Origin of the sequence: Candidatus Nitronauta litoralis (genome assembly GCA_015698285.1) — a bacterium.
GTDB classification, from domain to species: Bacteria; Nitrospinota; Nitrospinia; order Nitrospinales; family Nitrospinaceae; genus Nitronauta; species Nitronauta litoralis.
Map to the genome: position 1 here is coordinate 2,354,890 of CP048685.1, position 23,606 is coordinate 2,378,495.

The 23,606-nt window shown below is 44.1% G+C and carries 18 protein-coding genes; 11 read left to right on the plus strand and 7 right to left on the minus strand.

Annotated features, from left to right (window positions below):
• Window positions 1-230 precede the first annotated feature (230 nt).
• Window positions 231-2,345 (minus strand): EAL domain-containing protein, encoded by a 2,115-nt coding sequence (locus tag G3M70_10740; GenBank protein QPJ62320.1) that lies wholly within the window; start codon window positions 2,343-2,345, stop codon window positions 231-233.
• 168 nt (window positions 2,346-2,513) lie between these two features.
• Here G3M70_10740 and G3M70_10745 point away from each other — a divergent pair, with 168 nt between their 5' ends.
• Window positions 2,514-4,793 carry a CHASE2 domain-containing protein gene (locus G3M70_10745; GenBank protein ID QPJ62321.1) on the plus strand — a complete coding sequence of 760 codons (2,280 nt, stop codon included), beginning with the start codon at window positions 2,514-2,516 and terminating at the stop codon, window positions 4,791-4,793.
• Window positions 4,794-4,850: 57 nt separating this feature from the next.
• On the opposite strand, the gene gdhA is transcribed toward G3M70_10745, so the two are convergent.
• From gdhA to G3M70_10765, 4 genes are all read right to left on the minus strand, one after another.
• Complete coding sequence (gene gdhA, locus G3M70_10750; protein ID QPJ63787.1) at window positions 4,851-6,191, minus strand: NADP-specific glutamate dehydrogenase; 1,341 nt, start codon at window positions 6,189-6,191, stop codon at window positions 4,851-4,853.
• A 69-nt stretch (window positions 6,192-6,260) separates the two neighbouring features.
• Complete coding sequence (locus tag G3M70_10755) at window positions 6,261-7,013, minus strand: serine/threonine-protein phosphatase (protein ID QPJ62322.1); 753 nt, start codon at window positions 7,011-7,013, stop codon at window positions 6,261-6,263.
• A gap of 35 nt (window positions 7,014-7,048) precedes the next feature.
• Window positions 7,049-8,443: an aldehyde dehydrogenase family protein gene (locus tag G3M70_10760; GenBank protein ID QPJ62323.1), complete on the minus strand. Its 1,395-nt coding sequence runs from the start codon at window positions 8,441-8,443 to the stop codon at window positions 7,049-7,051.
• A gap of 24 nt (window positions 8,444-8,467) precedes the next feature.
• Window positions 8,468-10,108 carry an acetolactate synthase large subunit gene (locus G3M70_10765; GenBank protein ID QPJ62324.1) on the minus strand — a complete coding sequence of 547 codons (1,641 nt, stop codon included), beginning with the start codon at window positions 10,106-10,108 and terminating at the stop codon, window positions 8,468-8,470.
• Window positions 10,109-10,874: 766 nt separating this feature from the next.
• Here G3M70_10765 and G3M70_10770 point away from each other — a divergent pair.
• The gene (locus G3M70_10770) at window positions 10,875-11,666 is read left to right on the plus strand and encodes a hypothetical protein (protein ID QPJ62325.1); all 792 of its coding nucleotides are present in this window, start codon (window positions 10,875-10,877) and stop codon (window positions 11,664-11,666) included.
• 106 nt (window positions 11,667-11,772) lie between these two features.
• Here the strand turns inward: G3M70_10770 and G3M70_10775 are convergent, their stop codons facing one another.
• Window positions 11,773-12,960: a cation:proton antiporter gene (locus G3M70_10775; GenBank protein ID QPJ62326.1), complete on the minus strand. Its 1,188-nt coding sequence runs from the start codon at window positions 12,958-12,960 to the stop codon at window positions 11,773-11,775.
• Window positions 12,961-13,139: 179 nt separating this feature from the next.
• Window positions 13,140-14,162, minus strand: coding sequence for a hypothetical protein (locus G3M70_10780; GenBank protein ID QPJ62327.1), 1,023 nt, complete (start codon window positions 14,160-14,162; stop codon window positions 13,140-13,142).
• 323 nt (window positions 14,163-14,485) lie between these two features.
• Between G3M70_10780 and G3M70_10785 the strand changes: the two genes are divergently transcribed.
• From G3M70_10785 to G3M70_10825, 9 genes are all read left to right on the plus strand, one after another.
• Complete coding sequence (locus G3M70_10785) at window positions 14,486-15,064, plus strand: c-type cytochrome (protein QPJ62328.1); 579 nt, start codon at window positions 14,486-14,488, stop codon at window positions 15,062-15,064.
• A 165-nt stretch (window positions 15,065-15,229) separates the two neighbouring features.
• On the plus strand, window positions 15,230-15,817 hold the full coding sequence (locus G3M70_10790) for an NAD(P)H-dependent oxidoreductase (protein QPJ62329.1): 588 nt from the start codon (window positions 15,230-15,232) through the stop codon (window positions 15,815-15,817).
• A 229-nt stretch (window positions 15,818-16,046) separates the two neighbouring features.
• Window positions 16,047-16,442: a cytochrome c gene (locus G3M70_10795; GenBank protein QPJ62330.1), complete on the plus strand. Its 396-nt coding sequence runs from the start codon at window positions 16,047-16,049 to the stop codon at window positions 16,440-16,442.
• A 703-nt stretch (window positions 16,443-17,145) separates the two neighbouring features.
• Window positions 17,146-17,685 (plus strand): cytochrome P460 family protein, encoded by a 540-nt coding sequence (locus G3M70_10800; GenBank protein ID QPJ62331.1) that lies wholly within the window; start codon window positions 17,146-17,148, stop codon window positions 17,683-17,685.
• A gap of 143 nt (window positions 17,686-17,828) precedes the next feature.
• Window positions 17,829-18,374: a DUF3365 domain-containing protein gene (locus G3M70_10805; GenBank protein QPJ62332.1), complete on the plus strand. Its 546-nt coding sequence runs from the start codon at window positions 17,829-17,831 to the stop codon at window positions 18,372-18,374.
• A 75-nt stretch (window positions 18,375-18,449) separates the two neighbouring features.
• Window positions 18,450-19,859: an MBL fold metallo-hydrolase gene (locus tag G3M70_10810; GenBank protein ID QPJ62333.1), complete on the plus strand. Its 1,410-nt coding sequence runs from the start codon at window positions 18,450-18,452 to the stop codon at window positions 19,857-19,859.
• 60 nt (window positions 19,860-19,919) lie between these two features.
• Complete coding sequence (locus tag G3M70_10815) at window positions 19,920-20,948, plus strand: cytochrome-c peroxidase (GenBank protein QPJ62334.1); 1,029 nt, start codon at window positions 19,920-19,922, stop codon at window positions 20,946-20,948.
• A 358-nt stretch (window positions 20,949-21,306) separates the two neighbouring features.
• Entirely contained in the window at window positions 21,307-22,713 is a 1,407-nt protein-coding gene (locus G3M70_10820; protein QPJ62335.1) for a cytochrome c, read from the plus strand.
• Window positions 22,714-22,876: 163 nt separating this feature from the next.
• Window positions 22,877-23,599: a hypothetical protein gene (locus G3M70_10825; protein QPJ63788.1), complete on the plus strand. Its 723-nt coding sequence runs from the start codon at window positions 22,877-22,879 to the stop codon at window positions 23,597-23,599.
• Window positions 23,600-23,606: the final 7 nt, after the last annotated feature.

The window sequence follows — 23,606 nt, forward strand, 5'->3', positions numbered from 1 at the left end:
GTAAAATACAATTTTAGTTTAACCTTTTGACCTTATTAAGCCAGCCAAGAATTATTAGCCAAGGGTTGTGCCAGTTTGGTTTGCATGAAAACTGTCTACTTAAAGCCTTTGATTATGATGCTTTTTAAAAGTATTGTTTTGGTCCATTAATTATTAGGGCATATTTTAAGCTCTTGATATTTTATTATATATAAATGAAACAGGGTATTCAGGTTTTTATATTCCTGTTTTTAATCCAATATTTTATTTATTTGTTTTTCGAGCATTTCTTCAATGGCTTCCGGGGAAACGGGTTTTGAGTACAGATACCCCTGGATCAAATCACAGCCCAGCATTTCCATTATCTGGTCTTCTTCCTTTGTTTCTACACCTTCTACAACCGTTTTTAAGTCAAGCATTTTAGCCAGATTCACTATGGTTTTTACAATGGCCTGATTGGACTTGATTTCAATTCCCCGGACAAAACACTGGTCGATTTTCAAGCAGTGCAAAGGCATGTCTTTAAGGTATTTCATAGAGGAGTACCCTGTTCCAAAATCATCAATAGTGAGAAGAAGTCCGAGGTCTTTGAGATCTTGCAACTTTATAAGAGCTTCTTCAGTGTCTTCCATGATTATGCTCTCGGTCAATTCCAATTCAATGCCATGGTCTGCAGATTCCGGAGATTCCACAATTTCCTTTACCAGATCAATCGCTCCATCATGGCTGAATTGGATTCCAGAGAAGTTGATTGAAAGCGTAAAATCGGTGAAGCCCATGTTGTGCCATTTTTTAAGCTGTGAGCATCCTTTTCTTAAAATCCATTCTCCCATGGGGATGATTAATCCGCTTTCTTCGGCGATTGGAATGAATTTGCCTGGTGAAATGCTTCCCATTTGGGGGTGATCCCACCTGACAAGCGCCTCTGCGCCCACAACCTGCTTTGTCCTGGCATCAACTTTAGGTTGGTAGAGTAAATAGAAATGACTTTTTCCCAGGGCATTTTTGATACCGCTGACAAGAGCCAGTTTATTGAGTGCCAGGGGTTCTAAAGAAGATTCATAAAAACTGTATCGGTTTTTCCCTAATTGTTTTGATCGTGTCAGGGCCAGATCTGCATTTTCAACAAGGGTGGTTGCACTGTTTCCGTGAAAAGGGAACAGGGCAATACCAATGCTGCAAGTCAAGTGGATATCAAAAGAATGGATGCTGAACATTTTATCGATCAGCTTCATGATCACTTCTGCAAAACGTATCGCACTTTCGGTGGTATCTACACATGGCATGAGAAGGGCAAATTCGTCACCGCGGAGTCGGTATATATTGGCAACAGGACTGAACTCATCTTTAAGTCGTTTGGAGACTTCTTTCAGAAGAATGTCCCCCCCTTGATGGCCGAGTGAATCGTTTACTCTCTTGAACTCATCCATATCTATGTGAAACAGGCCCAGCCTGATTTTATCCAGGCCACTATTTTCCTCAAGATTTTGAATGTCTTCCAGCAGACTGTTTCGGTTTGGCAGTGAGGTGAGGTGATCGAAATACGCGAGTTGCCGGATTTTTCTCTCCATTTTGACTCGCTCAGAAATATCATGAACAATAGCCACCAATTGGATTCTGGGTTCGGCTTCCATTAACTGAAAACGGATTTCGACCGGGTAGGTGGTGCCGTCTTTCCTGGTCTGTCTTCCTTCAAATGCTGCCTGGGTTTGCGATTCAGCCACCAGGGGGTTTAGAAGTTTACGTATACTTTCTTCATTAGTTTCTGCCAGAATATCCAAAGGAGTTAACTGTTTGACTTCATCCAGTGTGTACCCCAGATTGTTCAGCGAACGCTTGTTCATCTGGGAAATTTTCAAGCTGGAATAGTCGAAAATATAGATCTCATTGGTGGTGTCATCCAGGATTCGATTGAGACTGGATGTTTTTTTCTTTTGGACTTTTAGTTTTCTGTATCCCTGGTTGAGCTCCCCAAGGTCATCCCGGGTTCTGGAAACGAGGGTTTGCAGGAGGTTTTTCGAAAATTCCGGGTTCGTTGCAATCAATAAATCGAGACTATCCTGCCCGATTTTAAGCAGTGTAGATTGGGTCAATGCTTTTGCTCCTGCTGCCCTTGGCTGATTGTCGATCAGGGCCATCTCCCCAAAATATTCTCCGGCCTTTCTGACGGCCAGTTCTTTTTCCTGCTTGAATATCAGAATTTCGCCTTCAAGAACAAAATAGAAAAAAGGATCTGTTTCATTTTCCTGAAACAAAAATTCCCCTCCTTCGACCACTATGGTTTCTGAATTGGCGAGGATTTCTTCGGCTTGAGTACGGGGGATTTTCTGGAAAAACTCAAAACCCAATATTTGGTTTGCTTGCATACAGAAACTCAATACAGTTGGACTTTTTAGTGATGGGGTTATAATAATACCACCCATCATAGTGTAAGCGGTACGAGGTTTTGTACAAGAAAATCCTTTTATCCAAGCGGTAGTTTCCCAACATAAATAGGATCAGCCAGTTTGAAACTTTGATTCGGCGATATTTTTATGACCTTTAAAAAGAAAAATGAGTACTTTTTAGGGTTTGCGGCCACTATATTCACTCTCATCATCTATAGTTTGTCGCCTGGATTTATAAAAGATCTGGAATTGCTTTACCAGAACGCGCAGTTTCACTGGCGTGGACCCGATACCCCGGGAAAGGATATTGTCATCGCCTCGGTTGATGAAAAAAGCCTGGACAAACTTGGTCGATGGCCCTGGTCCAGGGATGTTTTTGCCCGTATTGTCGATAATTTGACCGCTATGGGTGCCAGGGTAATTGCTTTTGATATGGTATTTTCGGGCGAAGATAATAGTGGAGGGCTTCCAGGGTTCCTCAAGCTAAAGGATAAACTGGGTCAAAAAGGGATTAAGGATTCTTCTGTTTTATCCATTTTGGATGAATCCATAGAATCCGCAGATCGGGACAACCTATTTGCTACCGCCATTAAAAATTCGAGACGAGTTGTCCTTGGATATTTTTTTCATTTTGATCCCTCCACTTTAAGCCATCTTTCGCGTAAGGAACTGGACCAGAATTTTAAAAATATTAAATCCACCCGCTTCAGGGGATTTATTAAATCAGACCAATCCATCGATCCCTCCGACTTTAATATTTTGCAGGCGTATGCTGTGGAATCCAACCTGGATGAGTTATCAAAAAACACACGCCATGCAGGGTTTTTCAGTTTCGATGTTGAAACAGATGGCACTCTGCGTCGTCAACCGTTACTTGTCCAATATCATGATGCAGATTCCGGTCGCGATTTTTTCTTCCCTTCGCTTGCTGTCAAATCCGTTGAGAAATTTTTTAAGGGAACCATGTTATTCAAGGTTGGGCCTGCTGGTGTTGAAAAGGTTTTGATTGATGCAAAAGAACCCATTGTGATTCCCACCAATTCCAAGGGGGAAATCATGATCAATTTTCTCGGGCCTCAAGGGAGTTTTCCTTACATTTCTTTGGCAGATATCTATGCCCCCAGGGAGGGGGGACTGGATTCTGGAATTTTCAAAGACAAAATCGTTTTGGTGGGTGCCACGGCGACTGCTTTAAAGGATATCCGGCTAACCCCCTTCGATCCTGTTTTTCCCGGAGTCGAAATTCATGGCACTATTATTGATAATATTCTGAATGGCAAATCCTTGTATCGCCCCGCCTGGCTGGATTTGGCAGAACCCGGGTTCCTGTTTGTTTGGGGAGTTTTTCTGACGATCCTGTTTTCTCTGGCAAAACCTGTTTGGGGGCTGGGGTTGTGGATGGCCTTGAATTTCGGATATTTTTGTATAGTTCAATGGTTTTTTGTCAGCGAGCGATTTTTTCTTTTCGGCACACTTCCCATGCTGCAAAGCCTGGTGATTTTGTCTTTAATGGTTGCCTACCAATATCTGGTGGAACAAAACCAGAAACGATTCATCCGGGGTGTATTCGACCAGTATGTTTCTCCAGAGGTCATCGATCGGCTTATTTCGAATCCGGACAATATGAAACTGGGAGGCGAAGAAAAAGAGCTCACTTCTTATTTTACAGATCTTGCAGGTTTCACATCCTTTTCAGAAAAAATGACGGCCGAAGCACAGGTCAAATTTTTAAATGAATACCTGGGCGAGATGTCCGATATTTTGCTGAAACATGAGGGGACACTGGACAAGTATGACGGTGATGCTATCAAGGCTTTCTTTGGAGCTCCCGTTTATTTCAGTAATCATGCAGAAAAAGCCTGCATGGTGGCGATAGCTATGCAAAAACGTCTAGAAGAGCTCAATCATGAATGGAAAGAAAAAGAGCTTCCCGAACTAAAGATGCGTATAGGAATCAATACTGGAATGATTGTTGTTGGAAATCTGGGTTCCAAAACGCGAATGAGCTATGGAATGAATGGAGATGCGGTAAACCTGGCGGCACGACTGGAAGGAGCAAACAAATTCTACGGTACCTGGACCATGATCGCGGAATCGACTTACCTGCAGGCAAAGGATGCGATTGAGGCTAGGGAAATGGATTATATCCAGGTTGTTGGTAGAAAGAAGCCAGTAAAAATATTTGAGTTGATCGGGGTAAAGGGATGCCTTGAGGAAGACAAAAAGGAAATGATCAAATTTTACGAAAAGGGTCTGGCTCTTTATAAAGAGGGGGAGTGGGAAAAAGCGATTATTTTATTTAAAAAGGCGCTGGAGATTGACCCGGATGATGGCCCATCTAAAATCTTAATTGCCCGGTGCCACGAACTGGAACAATCACCCCCTGAGGAACAGTGGCAGGGGGTTTATACCCTTTCCTCAAAATAATCATTGAAGTAGTGGTCGAACTGTCTCCCCGGGTTTGAAACTGTGGATAGGGGAGAATCAAACAACGCCATATGCCAGCATGGCATCAGCGACTTTTTTGAACCCCGCAATGTTGGCTCCCTTCACATAATTCACGTAACCGTTTTCCATTCCATAATCAACGCATTGCTGATGGATTTTTTTCATGATTCCCTGAAGGTGATTGTCCAGTTCTTCATGGGACCAGGACATACGGATGCTGTTTTGAGTCATCTCAAGTCCGGAAATAGCCACACCGCCTGCATTAGAAGCTTTGCCAGGGGCATACAGTTTTTTGGCATTATTAAAAACTGTAATGGCCTCACCGGTCACCGGCATATTGGCTCCTTCTGCGATTCCATCGCATCCATTTTTTATTAAATCTTCCGCGTCTGACTTCTCGATTTCGTTTTGTGTCGCGCAGGGAAATGCGTAGTCGCAGGGGATTTTCCAGGGACGCTTTTCTTTATGAAATTTCAACTTAAACTCTTTGGCAAAAATGGAAAGTGACTCGTGTCTTTTCGTTTTCGATTCGATGATGTAGTCAATCTTGTCCTGACTAAGTCCGTCCGGGTCATGCACAAATCCGGTTGAATCGGACAAGGTAACGACCTTTGCTCCCAACTGGATAAGCTTAATGGCCGCATACTGGGCTACATTCCCTGAACCTGAGATCACACATACTTTGTCCTCCAGTGTTTTTCCCTCGTGTCTCAGCATTTCCTGCATGAAATAGATACAGCCAAACCCGGTGGCCTCCTTCCGTATCTGGCTTCCCCCAAACTCCAGGCCTTTCCCCGTCATTGATCCGGTAAATTCATTTTTGATCCGTTTGTATTGGCCGAATAAAAAACTGATTTCCCTGGAACCCACTCCGATATCTCCAGCGGGAACATCTATGTTTTCCCCGATGTGTTTGGATAGCTCAGTCATAAAAGACTGGCAAAACCGCATCACTTCAGCATCCGATTTACCCTTGGGGTTGAAGTTGGACCCCCCTTTGCCAGCACCAATAGGCAGGGTGGTCAGGCTGTTTTTGAAAATCTGCTCAAACCCCAGAAACTTTAAGATGCTGAGGTTCACTGATGGGTGGAACCTTAACCCTCCCTTGTAAGGGCCGATCGAATTATTAAATTGAACCCGGTATCCCCGACTGGTGCGGACATTCCCTTCGTCATCAACCCACGATACGCGGAAAATGAGAATGCGGTCAGGCTCGGTAAGTCTTTCTAGTATTCTTGATTCAAAATAGATAGGGTGTTCTTTTATATAAGGGATCAGATAACCTGCGACTTCCTCGACAGCCTGGTGAAACTCGGCTTCGCCAGGGTTTCGTCTCACCAGGCCGTGCATGAAATTTTCCAGCGACAAGTTTTCAATATTGGTTACCAATTTAGGGGAGGAAGAACTGTTCATTGCAATGCTCTCCAATTTGGACGGGGAAATTGTTCAGGACCCTTCATTGGCAAACTCTACTACCATAAAAGTTAAGTCATCCTGGACCGGCATTTCTCCCCGGTGAGTTTCAAGTGCCTGGACCATACTTTCTTTGAGTTCGCTTAATTCCAAATCAGGTCCATCGTTTAGCGTTTCAAGTAACTGTATGCTTCCAAAACTTTCTTTTTCCTTATTCGAGGCTTCAAATAACCCGTCGGTATAAATAAAAAACCGGTCACCGGAACGGATTTCAAGTGATTCTTCATCAAAATGGGTTCCTGGCAGTGTGCCCAGGGGTATGTTCCCTTTGGTTTTTGGGTTGGTGAAGGAGATGGGTTTCCAGAAGGTTTCGTTACATTTTTTGTAAAGAAAAGGGAAATGACCTGCGTTGGAAAACGATAACTTTGAACTCATCGCGTTGACCGTGAATACCGAGGCGGTTGTGATGCCTTTGATCCCTTCTTCAAGAGCTGTCTGATTCATTTTGTTCAGTACCTTTTGTCCCTCGGCCTGGTTCATGTTGTCCGAAAGAGCTTCATACAGCCAGGAGCTGATTTCACTGACACTGGAACCGTGACCTGCGACATCCGCAATGGCGATCCGGGTAATCAAATCTTTTCCACAAACGCTGAAGTAATAGATGTCCCCACCTGAATCATTATCATGGGCTCTGGAATAAAGGCTGGCATTGACTCTTCTGGTCGTTACATCATTATTTGTAGAATTGATTCCTCCCCAGATTTCAGAACAATTGATTTCAATCATGTAGGAATTTCCTTTAAAACCTTCACACCGGGTTTTTATAAAGCCTGAGAACGTATGACCATCATTTTTTCTTCTGTTAATTCCTGCATTGCAGGGAGAATGCCTCCGACACCGAGACCTGAAACTTTGCGTCCTGCGAAAGGCATCCAGTCTACACGAAATGCCGAATGGTCGTTAACCATCACTGCGCTTGCGTTCAATCTCTTGACACAACCCAGGGCAACGTCCAGATTTTCAGTGAACACTGCTGCTTGAAAAGAAAACGGGATTTGATTCGCCCGGTCTATCGCTTCTGAAAGGTCTTTATAAGAATAAATATTGATAACCGGGCCAAATATTTCTTCTGTAGAAACTTTGGCCGTATCCGGTGGATTGAGGATTAACGTAGGAGCGTAGCCAGTGCTGTTTATAGAAGAACCTCCCGCTAAAATTTTCCCTCCAGCCGCTTTGGCCTCGTTGACCCATGATTCGACCCGTTCTACTTCCTGTTCCAGGATCAACGGGCCAACCTCTGTAGCTTCATGCGTTGGGTCTCCGACAACCAATTCATTTGCCAGTTTTGTTAACCGGTTAGAAACTTCATCCAGTAAACTTTCATGAACAAATAACCGTTGCACCGAAACACAAACCTGACCGGCATGATAAAAACCCCCCTTTGCGATAAGGGGTAAAGCCTCGTCAATGTCTACACTCTTGTCAATGATCACGGGAGCTGCCCCACCATGCTCCAGGGCGCAGCGTGTACCGGGTGACAGCTTTGAACGTAAAGTCCAACCCACTTTTGCAGATCCCACAAAGGAAAAGAAATCCACCCGGGAATCCGTAACCAGTTTTTCGGATACCTCGTTTTCACACACTAGAACCTGGCACCAGTTTTTGGGCAACCCGGCCTTGTAAAGGCTGTTCACCAGATTCATGCAGGAAAGGGGGGTGGTCAGCGAAGGTTTTATGATCACCGGGCATCCCACCGCAATGGCGGGAATAGTCTGATGAACAATCAGGTTGAAAGGATGGTTGAATGCACTCACGGCGGCCACCACTCCGATGGGTTCTCGGAAGGTATACGCCATCCTGTTTTCAGAGGATGGGGACAGGCGCATGGGAACTTCACGACCTGTCAATTGACTGATGCCATTAATGGCGGCCCGGATCCCCTGGACCGCCCGGTCCAGCTCAACCCGGGAATCGATTAAAGGTTTGCCACCTTCCCGTGCCGCTTCCAGGGCAAATGCTTCCAAATTTTCTTCCACGATGAGAGCTGTTGCTTCCAGTATCTCGATTCTTTTTGCTGTGGCTAGGACGTTGTCGCTTTTGCTGGCCAGGCCATGGGCTATGGAAAGAGCGTTTTCAACATCATCGAAGCCCTGCAAAGGAAGTTCTCCAACCATCTTTCCATCAAAGGGCGAAGTAATTTGTAATGAGTCGGGCATTGTTAGAATCTCTTTCTCGTTATTTTATAAAACGCAGGTTCTCTTTTTGAGCTCTTCGATCAGGACTTTTTCATTTTCAGAATAATCCACCTTTACTTCGACTAAATGCACTCCTTTGGAGTCCAGACAGTTTGTTAATACCTCTGCCAGTTGGTCGGATTCTTTCAGACGATGACCCTGCGCTCCATAAGACTCAGCGTATTTTACAAAGTCAGGATTGCCAAAATCCAATCCGAAATTCTGGAACCCCATTCCCGTTTGTTTCCATTTGATCATGCCGTAAGCGTCATCGCGCAGGATGAGGATGACGAGATCCAGCCCGATTCTCACGGCTGTTTCCAACTCCTGCGAATTCATCATAAATCCTCCATCGCCACAAACCGCCATCACCTTTCTTTCCGGATAGACGATTTTTGCTGCCATGGCTGATGGGAATCCTGCTCCCATCGAGGCCAGCGCGTTATCCAGGAGGACGGTGTTTTGTCTGTAAGCCGGATAGTTGCGGGCAAACCAGATTTTATAAATCCCGTTATCGAGTGCGATGATGCCATCGTCCGGCATGGCCTTTCTTACCTGCGAAACCAGATACTGCGGGATTACAGGAAACCTCGCATCATCTGATTTTACCCCGGTAAACTCTTTGACATCACGCTTGACTCGTTTAAAAAATTCGAAATCCCATCCGGGGCTGTTTTGGATCTGGGAGGTCAGGTTTTCAATGCTGCTGGCAATGTCGCCCACAATATTGAGTTGCGGAAAATACACTTCATCAATCTGGGCGGTGAAATTATTGATGTGGATGACTTTTGCTCCATAGTTATCCATGAAAAAAGGCGGCTTCTCGATCACATCGTGTCCCACATTAATGATCAGGTCCGCCCGATCAATGGCGCAATGCAGATAGTCGTCGCTGGAAAGGGCAGCGGTTCCGAGGAACAAGGGGTGGCGTTCGTCGATCACCCCCTTACCCATCTGGGTGTTGAAGAAAAAGATTCCCGTTTTCCCGACGAAACCAGCCAAAGCTTTGCACACTCGGTTGCGGTTCCCCGCAGCGCCAATCAGCAGTAACGGCATTTTGGCATTGGAGATCAGGTCAACCGCCTGGTTGATTGACGATTCGTTGGAAAGCGGTCTTTTGTTTTCCACAATTTGGAGAGGGGAGGCATCGCACTCTTCCGCAGCAATATCTTCAGGAAGTTCAATGTGGACAGCTCCCGGCCGTTCTTCCTCAGCTACCCGGACGGCCTCACGAACGATGGTGGGGATGCTATTCCCATGGACCACCTGTTTGGTGGACTTGGTCAGTGGCTTCATCATCTCCACAATGTCGACGATCTGGAAACGTCCCTGTTTGCTTTTCTTGATGGGTTTTTGACCGGTGATCATCAACATGGGCATCGCACCCAATTGGGCATAAGCACTGGACGTGACGAAATTGGTCGCGCCCGGACCCAGAGTCGACAGGCACACACCCACCTTACCCGTGAGCCTCCCATAAGTTGCCGCCATAAAACCCGCTGCCTGTTCATGACGCGTCAGGATCAATTTGATTTTTGAATCTCTAAGAGATTCCAGAAAATCCAGGTTTTCTTCCCCCGGAATTCCAAATATATATTCAATCCCTTCATTCTCAAGAGACCGAACAAACAGGTCGGATGCCTTCATGATGGTTCCTTTTTAAAATTTTTAATCAAGCAAAAGTATAATGTTAGTAACCTCTCACCTAAAAGCATTACATAAAAATCGGAGATAAGCGAGATTATGGGGTTTGCCAGGTTTTCCTGGAATCTAAACTTTTGAACCTCACCTGTTTTGAAGGGCCAGAAGACCAGATGGTTTAGTCGTTGAATCAATAAAATAGTGGCAATGTTTTGTTAAAATAGGGTGGTTTAGAAGGCAGGCCGTTTTCCCAGCTCCAAAGGGAAATCAAAAGTTCACAAAAGGTTTTTGATCAATATCGGGGGGCAAACTTATGGGAAGGTTTGGGAAAAAGGATAAGGGAAAAGAGAAGGTAAGAGAAAAGGGGAAAGAGAAAGTTGCGGGTCCAAAAAAGGTCGAGATAATTTCTTCAAAGGAATTTAGGGAATCTGTGGTTAAGGTTGCAGCTAAAACTGAAAAAGAGCTTTGGGATCAAATGAAAAAACATGTGAATGAAATTTTAACCCTGATAGATCGATACCATAATACGTCCAGATATTTAGTGAAGCCACGTCAGGAGAGTTTAAAAAATATTATTATAAAATGTGCGTGTTTAGGGGCCGCAGATGATTTAAACAAGAAGGACATAAAAATTGTCAAAATATGCAAAATGCTTTATATGTCCTGCCTTTCCCGCCTCACGTATGAAAATTCGAAAGTTCATTTGTTGAGTGGAAAGCTCGCAACTCCCCCTGGGCAAAGAGGGTTGAGCCGAAAATACAGGGTTGAACAATTGAATAGACCAGGACAGCCAGCCATTCATACTGACAACTTTCCCCGTCCCGGTGATCCCAGTGACCCTTTTAGCGATGGGCCAGAATTTGTTTTTACCGGAAACGAGGAAATGGATTTTTATGCCCTGAAAAAATGGATCAAATTAAACGAAACCAAAGCGAATTTGGTGTACCTGGATGAAGAGCAGCGGAAACCTTATAAGCTCTCTTTTCATGAAAAAGATATTTATCGAAACGGGGGTCGTTTTACTACGCCAGACGCATCCAGTGGGCCGGAATACCTGAGGCAGAGTTTGATTGCGGCCTATGCGGTTTCTCCTCTTGGAATATTTTATTGTATGTGGCAGGCGGAAATTAAAAAGGGAATGCGTTTAAATCATTCATCCTTCATGTCTGGAAGGCCTGTGATGTGCGCTGGTGTCCTGGAAGTGAGAAATGGCACGCTTCTGACCATCAGCAATAACAGTGGGCATTACAAGCCCAGTATTGAAGATTTGCAGGCGGCCTGCCAGGCCATTCTGATGTCCGGTTATATTGTGGATGATGAACATTGTATGGCCCTGGTTTATGACGGAAAGGGTAAACGCTTTCCGGGGTTTGAGGGAACCGAATTTTATAATGAGATACTGGGTGGTCCTGTTTTCCCCGTACCATTCAAGAAATTTGCAAAACATGGCATAGCGGCTGTCAAAAGTAGGTATGGTGCCAGACCTTCCGGCCGTGCCAGACGAGGAAATTTCCTGGGGAGCGCCAGGGGCACCCGCGTCCACCGGTTAAAGGGCGGTAAATGAGGGAATTATTTTAAGGTGGAGGATTCAAATAATAAGTACAATTCCTTTGGTAGAAAAAAGAGGTGGCCTAGAGTCGCCTTTTTACTTTCCCTTTAAAACATCGAGGTTAATTGTTTTTTTTGTTCAGCAACTCTCCCGAACGGGTTAAGGCAACTCTGGTCAAAATTGGGCCCGTCAATTCAAAAAAAACCGTTGTCCCAATAATCAGGGGAAAAATATATACCCCGTATTTGGGGAATTCCTGATTTGCAACCAGAGCCATCCCGAGCGCGACACCCGCTTGTGGCATCAAAGCAAGTCCCATCCAGTTTTTTATTTCAGTGGGGGAATCACATAGCGTTCCACCAATCCAGGCCCCTGATATCCGGCCCAACACCCGAAAAATAATATAAACAAGTCCTATTGTTCCAACCTGCCCCAGAGATTCCAGTTGCAAAGAAGCACCGGCAAGAAGGAAAAAAAGGATCAAAAACGGTGATTCGATTTCTTTGATGGCATGGAAAGGGTATTTATGGTGCTGAGCCATATTTGCAACTACCGCTCCCATAACAATGGAGGCTAATAAAAAGGAAACCTCCATCCAAAGAGCAATTCCTGTGCAGAGAAATAAAAAACCCAGGGCTTCTATAAGCATGGGTTCCCCAAAACGTAGGCGGCCCGTTAAAAAGGCCATAGGGATTCCAAGCGCAATACCAAGTAACAAGGCTCCGCCCAGTTCCCAACTTCCAGAAAGGAGAATAGCTGCACCTCCAGCATTTGTATGAAGAGAATGCGCCATAGCTAAAAGAAAACTAAATACAATTAATCCCCAGGCGTCATCAATGGCAACAATTTCAAGAAGTATGGTTGTAAACGGCCCCTGAGCACCTGTTTCCTGGACAACGTCCATAGTGGCAGCGGGGGCCGTGGCAGTCGCAATACCGGCAAGAATCAGGCTCATCTCAACTGAAACCCCAATCAAAAACAATCCAGTAAAAACTAAAACAGAAGTGACTAAAACTTCTCCGATGGAGATGGCAAGGACCGTTTTCGCATTTTCTTTTAAAATAGAAAAAAGAAGTTTTTCTCCCAATAAAAAGCCAACCATGCCTAGCGCTATATCTGTAATAAAAGTAAACCATTCCTCATAAATCAGCCGCGGCAGAACATCCAAAGCCGAGGGCCCTATCAGGATTCCTAATACCAGTAACAAAGTTACTCGTGGAAGCCGGGTTTTTCGGCCAATATACTCAACCGCTAATCCCAGGAGGAAAATTGCACCCAGGGTTATCAAAGTTTTGCTAATTGTTTCCAAAGAACCAGCACCTTAAAAATATAGTGAAAATGCACCACTTGAACTGGCGTTGCTAACCTCCAGATTTTTTAAAAACTAAATGTCTGGGTAATTGGCTTGCCTTTTAAAATCAGATCTCGGTTTCACGAGGTTTTATCTGATTACATTTATAGTTTTTAGAATAAATTCTTTCGCATTCATCAAAACCCCAAAAACATGATCAAGGCTCCTACTAAAATCCCGATCAAAAAATTTATTGCCTTGATTACCAAAAAGATTTTTGGGGAATAGGCCAGCATAGGCAACATACCATGGCCATCCTGAACAATGGAACTGGCCAATAGGATGCTGAATGGGATCAGGTCCTGAGAATACAAAGTGACAAATATATAATGAGGCCCCGATTCGGGAATGAGCCCGACCAAAGAAGCGGTTAACAAAACTGCCCATTGATTCTCCTGAAGAATGTCCTGCAATGGAAGGTTTTGCGTCAACCAGAACATCACGGATAAAGCCCCTAAAGTCCAAAAAAAGACTTTCGGAACGTGACGGCGGACGACATGCTGCCAAAGATGCAAATCAAGAAAATGGTCTGGAACCACAATGACAATAAATAAGGCAAACAAGGAAAGAATAAGAATCGTTATTTTTATCCAGTTCCAGTCCACGGGCCCTACCTGATTGGAAACGATTCCGAAAAACATTAAAACCAAGACCGCCCCGAGAACACCTCTGTGAATTGAGCAATGTGTCCATTGGTAAAAAATAGTTTTTAGTGGTGGGAGGCAATAGCAGTGTTCACTGGGATGGGTTTGATACCCCTGACAAATGATTTTCGGGAAAATAACCTGATTCTTTAATGCCCAGTCAGTCAAGGCTCCCACTGCAATCCCTACCAAAAACAAAAGAAAGCTTATCGTTAACCCCACTTTGGGAATCATCGCCAACATTATGAAAGACTCATCACCGCTGGTCGCGATCATGGCCGCCACTACAGCCCCAAAGCTAATCATGCGATGAGAGAAAAGAGAAACAATGGCAAATGGCCCCAGGCAACCCGGTAAAGCCCCTACAAACGAGGCAAAAATGTATTGCCCCCATCGATTTTGAATCAGGCGGGTTTGCCATTCACCTTCGGTCAGGACATTCACATACTCAATTACCAGCATCATCACGAAAATAAAACCCGTGATCATAAGAGTGTGTTGGAAAACCTGAATCATTTCTACTAGATCCTATAAATATTAATATATTTGAAATGACATATTACAAAACTACAAGGTAACCCTATAATTATTTCTGGTTTACCTCTTTTATTTTTCTGGGTCAGGCATATATTTTATTAATCAGGGAAAATTCCTTCCTTATCCCTAACTGATCAAAATCTATATCGATACAGTTACAATTCGGGAATAAAGTAACCGTTTGAATCCTCTTATATATTATTACCACTTGAATAACCGTGTCAGCGAAGTTTCAGGTGAACTACAGTTTAATGCGAGTAACTTCGCTCACAATATTATTTGGCCTGTTTAGGAGATTTGCCATGTACCGGTTGCCACGAAGTGTGATTCTAGCAATCTTTGTCTGTTGTTCGATCACAGCCCCTTTCAACCTATTTGCAGCTTCCCATTCTTCCTCGAACCAATCTAATCAAGTTAAAGAATCTAAAGTGTCCGACGGTTCTTTTGGAGATATTCTGGCCTCAAACTTAGCAGCCGACGTCTCAACAGTCGAGATGAAGACGATAGATCAAAAGGGATTGTGCCCGCAAACACGCGGTACAATACAAGCTCCTGCACCTTTTGCAAAAATGAGCAATCCCATCCCACCAACCACCGAAAACATAAAAACCGGGAAACGATTGTTTCATAAAGATGTGAAACCCTTTCCCTGCGAGATCTGTCATGGGTTTAAGGGTGATGGTTTTGGCGTAATTTTTCAGAGGATGAAACCTTATCCAAGAGACTTCACTTGTTACCAAACCATGAATGATGTTCCTGATGGTCAGTTATTCTGGATAATCAAGAATGGTTCTCACGGTACTCGCATGAAAGCCTTTGAAAAACTGGAGGATCTGCAGGTTTGGCAAATAATCCATTATCTCAGGAAATTTGCCGATTAAATTTCATTTGATCCAGTTTTTTTTATTGAAAGAAAACGAACAGAAAGCTTCCAATTTAATTGTGTTAGGGTTGTTAGAGAATAAATGGCAAGGTTCCTTTATTTGGTGGGGTAGTTTTTGATTTAAGATTGATTGCGAACCTCTTTAAAAATTAATTTCCAATCTATGCCTAAATCTATAGTTCTCATACAGGGGCATCCCGATCCGGAGGGAAACAGATTTTGTCACGCCCTTGGTACTTCTTATCTAAATGGGGCCAGAGGAAACAAGCATGAAACTCAAGTCATTGACGTTGCCCAAATCGACTTTCCCATTATCAGGACTAAAGAAGATTTTGAAACAGGAAATGTTCCCTCTGAAATCATTGAGTGTCAAAAAATAATTCAATGGGCTAACCACCTGGTCGTTATTTATCCTCTTTGGCTGGGGACCATGCCTGCCTTATTAAAGGCTTTTTTTGAGCAGGTATTTCGTTATGAATTTGCACTTTCATCCAAGGTAGGAAATGGCTTCCCCAAGGGTTTATTGCAAGGCAAGTCAGCTCGAATCGCAATCACTATGGGAATGCCAGCATTTATTTATCGTTGGTTTTTTGGGGCCCACAGCCTAAAAAGTCTGGAGCGAAATGTTTTAAAATTGTCAGGCATCAAACCCATTCGTGATTCCTTGATTGGCAATATTGATTCACCGGACAATCGAGATCGGGAAAAATGGCTGCACGAATTATATGATTTGGGTCGGGAAGGAAATTAGATCCGAATGAGACAAGGGGTTGTGGGAAAATTAATGGAAACTGTCCATATCTTTAGAAACCCGATTCAATTTACTGGGTTAACCGACAAGTTTGAAAGGAATATTAAAATGGTTCATATTTATGCTTTATAAAAATATACCCGTCGCCACTTTACTAATTGTTTTCACATTGTCATTGATATTCGCTTCAGGATGCGCTGACCATCCGCATCATAGAAGCCATAAGTCAATGTCCAGCCCACCTGTTCAGGCAGGAGGACAATCTGCAGGCGAGGGACGGATCTCGCTTGGATTGAGTTTAGATGCGCGCAAGGCTCATAATGCGATAATGCTTGATCACCTGGAAGCGATTCACGACATTGTGACCGCACTGTCCCAGGAGGAATTTACCCGGGCGCAACAAATCACAGAAAACAGGTTGGGGTTTGCAATGCATCGGGGAGCCATGCAACGACAGAATCCTGAGGACTTTCCTCCGGAGTATCACGACCTCGCAATGGCTCATCATCATGCGGCAGAGAGTCTGGCCAAAGTCATCCCATCAAAAAACCTAAAACAGATCCTTCCCTCATTAGAAAAAACAATAAAGGCCTGTGTGGATTGTCATCGAGTTTATAAGCATTGAATAATGGATTTAAGTTAGTTCAGCAAATCGGAGAAACCTGGAAATCGTTTAGGAGACGATTCATATTTCTATCAGTGTTTACATTGGCGCACAGCTCCATATCGGAGAAAACATTAAATGAAAAATCCGAGGCCCAGGAATCCCCCCCCTGGTTAGTGAAGAAAAATGAATAACCCATTAAAAAACACAATAAAGTGAACGTGGGGTTTTTCATGTTTTTCGAGCTCTGATTTTTAAGTGGAATCTTTTCTCTGGTAATTCCTCTGCGATAATTTTTGTATCAGCAAAGGCGCAATTCATCAAGCTGGCCACTTCAACGCCCTTCCACTCAAATCATATCCAAAAAAATAATTTTAAATGGATGCTTTTGAACGTTATTTCTTTTTTTCCCTTCCAAAATTTTTCACCATAATAACCTCTTGGCTGTAGTAAAAGTACCACAAGAAGTTCACAAATCCTGTACTTGGTATTAGCGTGTTTTTTGGTCAATATAGATATGACAGATAAAGAATTTAAATTGACCTGTCAGTCTACGGGCGAATACAGATGCGATGAATTGTGTCTTTTGAGAGATTTTAGAAAAGCCTGTGGAGTATAAAAATTAGTCGAAATGGGCAAAGTACCCGTGGCGGATGTGAGGAAAACAACCTATCTTAATTAGATAGACATTATTTAAATAAATTTTATCTTTTGGGAGGGGAAAATGAGAAATCATTATTTTTACTGTCTGATTCTGTTGGCAATGGTGGGCTTGATTATTGTGCAGCCCGGAAACAGTCAAGCGGGTTCGGCACCGAAGGATGGGGCACTCAGTTTTCCGAAAAATTATGACAGCTTCCCCACTTTTCTTAAAGCAATTCAAAAACCCAAACATGTTCGTGAGTTGTTTGTGAACCCAACGGGATCGAAAACCCAAAAAGGAGAAAAATTCCCAAATGGTTCGATTCTGGTCATGGAGATTTATAACGCTAAAAAAGGAGCTGACGGTAGCGCCGCTAAACGGCCGGATGGAAGAAATGCTAAAGACAATCTGGCAAAAGTTTATGTCATGCAAAAAGGAGACGGTTGGGGCAAGAACGCTCCCAAGGGATTAGAGAACGGTGACTGGGTCTACACAGCATTTTCCCCTGAGGGAAATCCTATAAAGGCGGATTACACCAAATGTCGTGGTTGCCACCTGCCTTTGAATGAGCATGATTTCGTACATCGCTACAATGAGTATTTCGAAAAACGAAAACATTAAGGTGTTTTCCTTCAACTTGAAGGGATGGCCGACCTGGTTTTTTTTAGTCGGCCATCCTTTTTGAATGATTCGTGAGGACTTTCATGGATTTATTGAAGTTGTTTTGTAGATCTTGTTCGGTTTTGTGGTTTTTGACTATAGGCTTGTTACAATTTCAACCGTGCCTTTCCTGGGCTGATTCTTTTCCCGAAGAGCAGAGGGTTGATGCGGAATTATTGGCAGATGCGGTTCGGGTGGCTGAGGAAATTGATGCCCTTCGCTCTACCCTGGCTGCAAGCCTGGACCCAGAAGAAATGGAAGTCAACAAGGAGACGTTTGCCCTGGTTTGTAAACCGGTTGGAATGCGTGCAAAAAGAATCGCTAATCAAAAAGATTGGGAATTTCTTCAGCTTGCGATAAAATACCGTAATCCAAAGAATAAGGCCGACCCGCAAGCCGTAAAGGCAACAAATTTATTTAAAAGATATCCTGAATTGCGGGGGTTCTGGGCAAATGACACAAGGCCGGGAAAAATGGCATTTCGGTATTTTCGAAGAATAACCATTGAGCCAGCTTGTCTGGCTTGTCATGGGGAAAAAGAAAAGCGGCCCGAATTTATCAAGAAAAAATATCTTGAGGACCGGGCGTTTGGGTTTTCACCCGACGACTTGAGAGGGGTCTATTCGATTTCATTTAAAGTGAAGAAATAAATTTCCATACAAGAAATACGATTTCCACATTAAGGAGTTTCTAATCGGTTCTTAAAAAATGGAGGGGGAAAGGAAATGATATTCAAACAATATTATCTGGGGTGCCTGGCCCATGCCTCCTATCTGATTGGAGATTTAAAAACTAAAACGGCGATTATCGTCGATCCTCAACGTGATATCGAAATCTATCTAGAAGATGCCCGAAAGAACCATCTCGATATCAAGCATGTCTTTTTAACCCACTTTCACGCCGATTTTGTTGCAGGGCATTTGGAACTTCGTGACCAAACCCAAGCCAGCATCCATCTTGGGTCCAAGGCGGATGCCGAGTTTCCTTTTGTTTCTCATAAAAACGGAGACCAGCTTGAAATTGGAGACCTCCGACTGGAAATATTGGAAACCCCCGGTCACACCCCCGAAGGCATTTCCATCCTTGTATTTGATTTATCAAACGACCCACACAATCCCAAAATGGTACTCACGGGGGATACCCTGTTCATTGGGGATGTCGGACGTCCCGATCTCATGGCATCGGTTGGTGTTACAGCGCAGGAACTGGCCGAAATGCTTTATGACTCCCTAAGAGAAAAGCTGATGCCCCTTCCTGACAACACCCTGGTTTACCCAGCTCATGGGGCCGGGTCCTTATGTGGAAAAAACTTGAGCGACGATACCGTGTCAACCATTGGAGATCAGAAGACAATGAATTATGCCCTGCAGCCCATGTCGCGGGAAGAGTTTGTTGCCCTTGTCACAGAGAATCAACCGCAGGCTCCAAAGTATTTTTCTTTTGATGCTCAATTAAATAAAAAAGAACGTCAAACTCTGGATCAATCCCTTCAATCGGGATTGAAACCCCTGGACCTGAAAGAGGTTCTTAAATATCAAACCGAGGGTTATCAGGTCCTGGATACCCGCCCTGAACAGGATTTCAATGCCTCCCATTTGAAGGGGGCAATCGGGATTGGTCTGGGAGGCAAGTTCGCCACATGGGGTGGAGTCGTGTTAAAGCCGGATACCCCCATTATTATTATTGCGGAGCCGGGAGCTGAATATGAATCTGAAATGCGCCTGGGCCGAATAGGGTTCGATAATGTTTACGGTTACCTTGAAAGAGGAATGAAAACCCTGGAGGAACGTACCGATTTGACCGAGTCGGTTCCATGTTGGACACCTCAGGAATTTGTTGTCAAAGCGGAAGGCTCAAAGGATCCCCTCTTTATACTGGATGTACGAGCACCGGGTGAATTTTCCAACAGCCACCTGAAGGGTGCCGTCAATATCCCTCTGAATAATTTAACCGATAGATTAAACGAAATTCCGAAAGAAATGACCGTTCTCGTGCATTGTGCAGGGGGATACCGTTCCACAATCGCATGCGGTCTTTTGCAAAAAGGCGGCTTTTCAAAATTAGCCAACTTGTTAGGCGGGTTGGCCGCAATTGAAAAAATTGTCCCTGATCAAATGATAATCTCCAAGAAATAAAAACAGATAAAACTTATCGAATTGATTGATAAGTTCCTTCAATAACTCAGGAGAGCGCAAATGATAAATATTGCCAGGCTAATCCTCATTAATTTATTTTTGGTCTTTATTCCGATCAGTGCTGATGCCGGCGATTTTGAAGAACTGAAAGAATTTTATGAACCGTTACCGGAAATGAAGCACCCTGCAGATAATCCCTGGTCAAAGGAAAAAGAAGACCTGGGAAGAATGCTCTATTTTGATCCAAGACTATCCCAAAGCAACTGGATCAGCTGCATGACCTGTCATCACCCGGGTTTAGGCTGGGGAGACGGGCTTCCCCGCCCGAATGGTCACGGCCAAAAAGAGCTGGACCGGCATTCTCCTACCATCATCAATAGTGGTTATTTTGAAGCCCAGTTCTGGGACGGTCGCGCCAAATCCCTTGAAGAGCAGGCTTTGGGGCCAATCAGCTCGCAAGTTGAAATGAGACAGGACCTGGGAGAACTGGTTAAAGAGCTGAATGCTATTCCAGGGTATGTTCGCTTGTTTAAAAAAGTGTTCCCAAAAGAAGGAATAAACAAAATAACCATAGCCAAAGCCATTGGAACCTTTGAACGGTCGGTCGTTTCAAAGAATGCTCCCTACGATAAATACTTTGCTGGTGATAAATCGGCTATGTCATCCTCTGCTCTCAATGGCATGAGGCTGTTTTTTGGAAAGGCCAAATGCTCTATTTGCCATAATGGACCCGCATTTACAGACAGCCAATTCCACAATATCGGGGTCAAACAGCATGGCCCCTTAAAGGAGGATCTGGGACGGTACAATGTTACCAAGGACGACTTTGACAAGGGTGCCTTCAAGACTCCCGGGCTGAGGCATATTACCCGGAGTGGTCCCTATATGCACGACGGCAGTGAATCCACATTGGAGGAAGTTGTGGAGTTTTATGACCGGGGCGGAGACGTGGCAGAAAACCGCAGCCCTTTCATTACCCCGCTGGGGTTGACGGGCTCAGAGAAGAAAGACCTCGTGGAATTCATGAAGGCGCTGGAGGGGGAGCCCATCATTATTCCCCTGCCGGAACTTCCTCCGTCTCACGAGTAATGCTTGGATTCTCAAAGCTACCGCAAACTGGAATCCTTCAATTTGCCACAAGGAGGTTGCAATGCTCTGTTTAATAACGACCCATACGATAGGGATAAACCTTCCCGAAAGGTCACTCCAATGAACACGATGCCCTTTTATTTTCTTTTTACATCTATGATTCTAAATTTGGTTGTCGTGGGTTACCAGATAAACAAAAAACACTCGGCATTGGTGGTTTCCTTTTCAGGAACATCCATTGTGCTGCAGGGGATGGCTTTACGTTATTTCGCCATTTCATATACTTGAGAAAGGTTTGAATCACTTCTCATGAAATTTATTAACAAAAAATAAAATTTTTTCTAACGAGAGAAAACTCATGCACTCCTATCCAATAAAATTTCGAAATATCATAGTTCTTGTTTCCATTTTGGCTTTTTCTTTGCCTGGCTTCGTTTGGGCAAACGATGAGGAAAAAGTAAAATTGTTTATTGAAGAACAATGTACTTCTTGTCATCGAATTACTGGAGAAGCCAAATCCCGGTTTGAATTGATTGCCCCGGATCTAATGTGGGCCGGGTCTAAATTTAAACGCCCCTGGCTTGTTGATCGCCTCACAGGAAATGAAGACATTATTTACCAGAAGAATTATAGATGGGATCAATCTCTTAATCCTGAAAAGCATCCGACAATATCCAAAAAGGATGCTGAAAAGGTGGCTGATTATATAAAGAAACATCTTATTGATTCCCGGGTTAAAAAAGATTCCATAGACCTGTCTCACTTCACGGAATTACAGGCTTCTTTCGGTCGGGAATTATTTATTGAGCATTCTTGCACAGGGTGTCATCAAATTATGCAGGATGGAGAAAAATCAGGCGGCCCTCAGAGCACCTCAATGTTCAATTCCGGAAAACGTTTGACTAAGGACTGGATCCTTCGTTTCAATATGATGCCCCCTGACTTTGTCCCTCATAGCGGCGAATTCGTAGCGGATGTCAGTGAATTGGGATTGCATTACGTTACAGGATTCCTGGCCACTGAAGGGGATGAAGCCTTCAAATTTTATGAACCCTGGAAAAGTGAATTTTTCAAAAATGCAAATTCAAAACGGGGAAAAACTATTTACAGGGAATACTGCATGCAGTGTCATGGTGCCACCGGAGGTGGGGATGGTCCAGCAGCATCGGGTCTGGAACCAAAACCGGCTGTCCATTCCAAAATGGCGCTAGACCAGTTTCCAATGGATTATCTTTATAATGTTGTTTACTACGGCGGTAAAGCGGTAGGCAAATCTCCCTATATGCCTTACTGGGGACTAACCCTGGGTGATCAAGGGGTTGCAGATGTCATCACTTATATGAGAGAGACTTTTAAGGGCGGGGAGGAAATGGCGGCCGCACCTGGGAAAAAGGGTCGAGGAGACTGCCCGCAAAAGCGAAATACTAAAGCTGTTTCGTTTAAATATAAAAACAAGAAAAATCCTCTAAAACCCACTCCGGCCAATCTTAAGGCAGGAGAAGAATTGTTTCAGAAAAAGGCCAAGCCCATGGCCTGTCAGCTTTGCCATGGGAAACATGGTGACGGTAAAGGCCCAGGAGGCGCAGGTATCAATCCGTCACCACGGAACTTTACCTGCGGAGAAACCATGAAGGACATATCCGACGGGCAACTTTTTGGAATCACCCGGGAAGGCTCACCGGGAACAGCCATGCCCGCATTCAAAAATCTTAAAGATAAGGAAGTATGGCAATTGATTCTCTATATCAGGCAATTTTCCAATTAAGAGTGACGTTTATAATAACTTTAATGGGCCTATTCAGGAATAAACCAAAGGCAAGGCTTTCCTGATGGAACTATAAAGAAAAAGCTCTTTCTTTAGGAGGACAATAGTGAAAACCTGGAGATTTATTCTATCCTTAAGCCTTGTGACAGCATTTTACGGAATTATGGGAACCGCCTGGGCAGAGCCCACAAACATCACGGTCCGGGTGATCAGCAAAGACGCAAAATTCATTGGTACCAGCATGGGGGGAGCGCTGATTACTCTTCGTGACGCTCAAACGGGAGAGGTCCTGGCGAAGGGAACCACTCTGGGAACCACTGGAAACGTCAATCTAATCATGAAAAAGGATCGAAAGAGAGGTGTCCCCGTTTCATCAGAAGGTTCGGCGAAATTCTCAACCACGCTTGACTTAATGGAACCCCGTTTGATTGAGGTCACAGCCATTGGTCCCCAGGCACAAAGGCAATCGGCCAACCGGGTTTCTGCCACACAATGGGTCGTACCCGGGAAACACATTACAGATGGTGATGGTTGGCTTCTCGAAATGCCGGGCTTTGCGGTTGATGTTCTAGCTCCCCCTGTTTCCTTAAAGTTGAAGGGCGCACCGAAGACTGTGGAGGTGAAAGCGAGTGTCAGGATGATGTGCGGTTGCCCCATTAAGCCGGATGGACTATGGGACGCCAATCATTATGAAGTCACTGCCATGATTAAGAAGGATGGAAAGCTTCTCAATAAAAGGCTTCTATCCTTTGCAGGGAAAACCAGTCTGTTTGCGGGAACGATACAGTTGGAGAAGCCGGGGACATATGAAATTATGGTCTATGCATATGACCCACGAAATGGAAACACCGGACTGGACTCAACAACATTGATGGTCGTGAAGTAGATATTTT

Coding starts and splice junctions, on each gene's coding strand:
- G3M70_10740 (QPJ62320.1), bottom strand. CDS start 2,345: ATGCAAGCAAACCAAATATTGGGTTTTGAGTTTTTCCAGAAAATCCCC.
- G3M70_10745 (QPJ62321.1), top strand. CDS start 2,514: ATGACCTTTAAAAAGAAAAATGAGTACTTTTTAGGGTTTGCGGCCACT.
- G3M70_10755 (QPJ62322.1), bottom strand. CDS start 7,013: ATGATTGAAATCAATTGTTCTGAAATCTGGGGAGGAATCAATTCTACA.
- G3M70_10760 (QPJ62323.1), bottom strand. CDS start 8,443: ATGCCCGACTCATTACAAATTACTTCGCCCTTTGATGGAAAGATGGTT.
- G3M70_10765 (QPJ62324.1), bottom strand. CDS start 10,108: ATGAAGGCATCCGACCTGTTTGTTCGGTCTCTTGAGAATGAAGGGATT.
- G3M70_10780 (QPJ62327.1), bottom strand. CDS start 14,162: ATGATTCAGGTTTTCCAACACACTCTTATGATCACGGGTTTTATTTTC.
- G3M70_10785 (QPJ62328.1), top strand. CDS start 14,486: ATGTACCGGTTGCCACGAAGTGTGATTCTAGCAATCTTTGTCTGTTGT.
- G3M70_10790 (QPJ62329.1), top strand. CDS start 15,230: ATGCCTAAATCTATAGTTCTCATACAGGGGCATCCCGATCCGGAGGGA.
- G3M70_10795 (QPJ62330.1), top strand. CDS start 16,047: ATGTCCAGCCCACCTGTTCAGGCAGGAGGACAATCTGCAGGCGAGGGA.
- G3M70_10800 (QPJ62331.1), top strand. CDS start 17,146: ATGAGAAATCATTATTTTTACTGTCTGATTCTGTTGGCAATGGTGGGC.
- G3M70_10810 (QPJ62333.1), top strand. CDS start 18,450: ATGATATTCAAACAATATTATCTGGGGTGCCTGGCCCATGCCTCCTAT.
- G3M70_10815 (QPJ62334.1), top strand. CDS start 19,920: ATGATAAATATTGCCAGGCTAATCCTCATTAATTTATTTTTGGTCTTT.
- G3M70_10820 (QPJ62335.1), top strand. CDS start 21,307: ATGCACTCCTATCCAATAAAATTTCGAAATATCATAGTTCTTGTTTCC.
- G3M70_10825 (QPJ63788.1), top strand. CDS start 22,877: ATGGGAACCGCCTGGGCAGAGCCCACAAACATCACGGTCCGGGTGATC.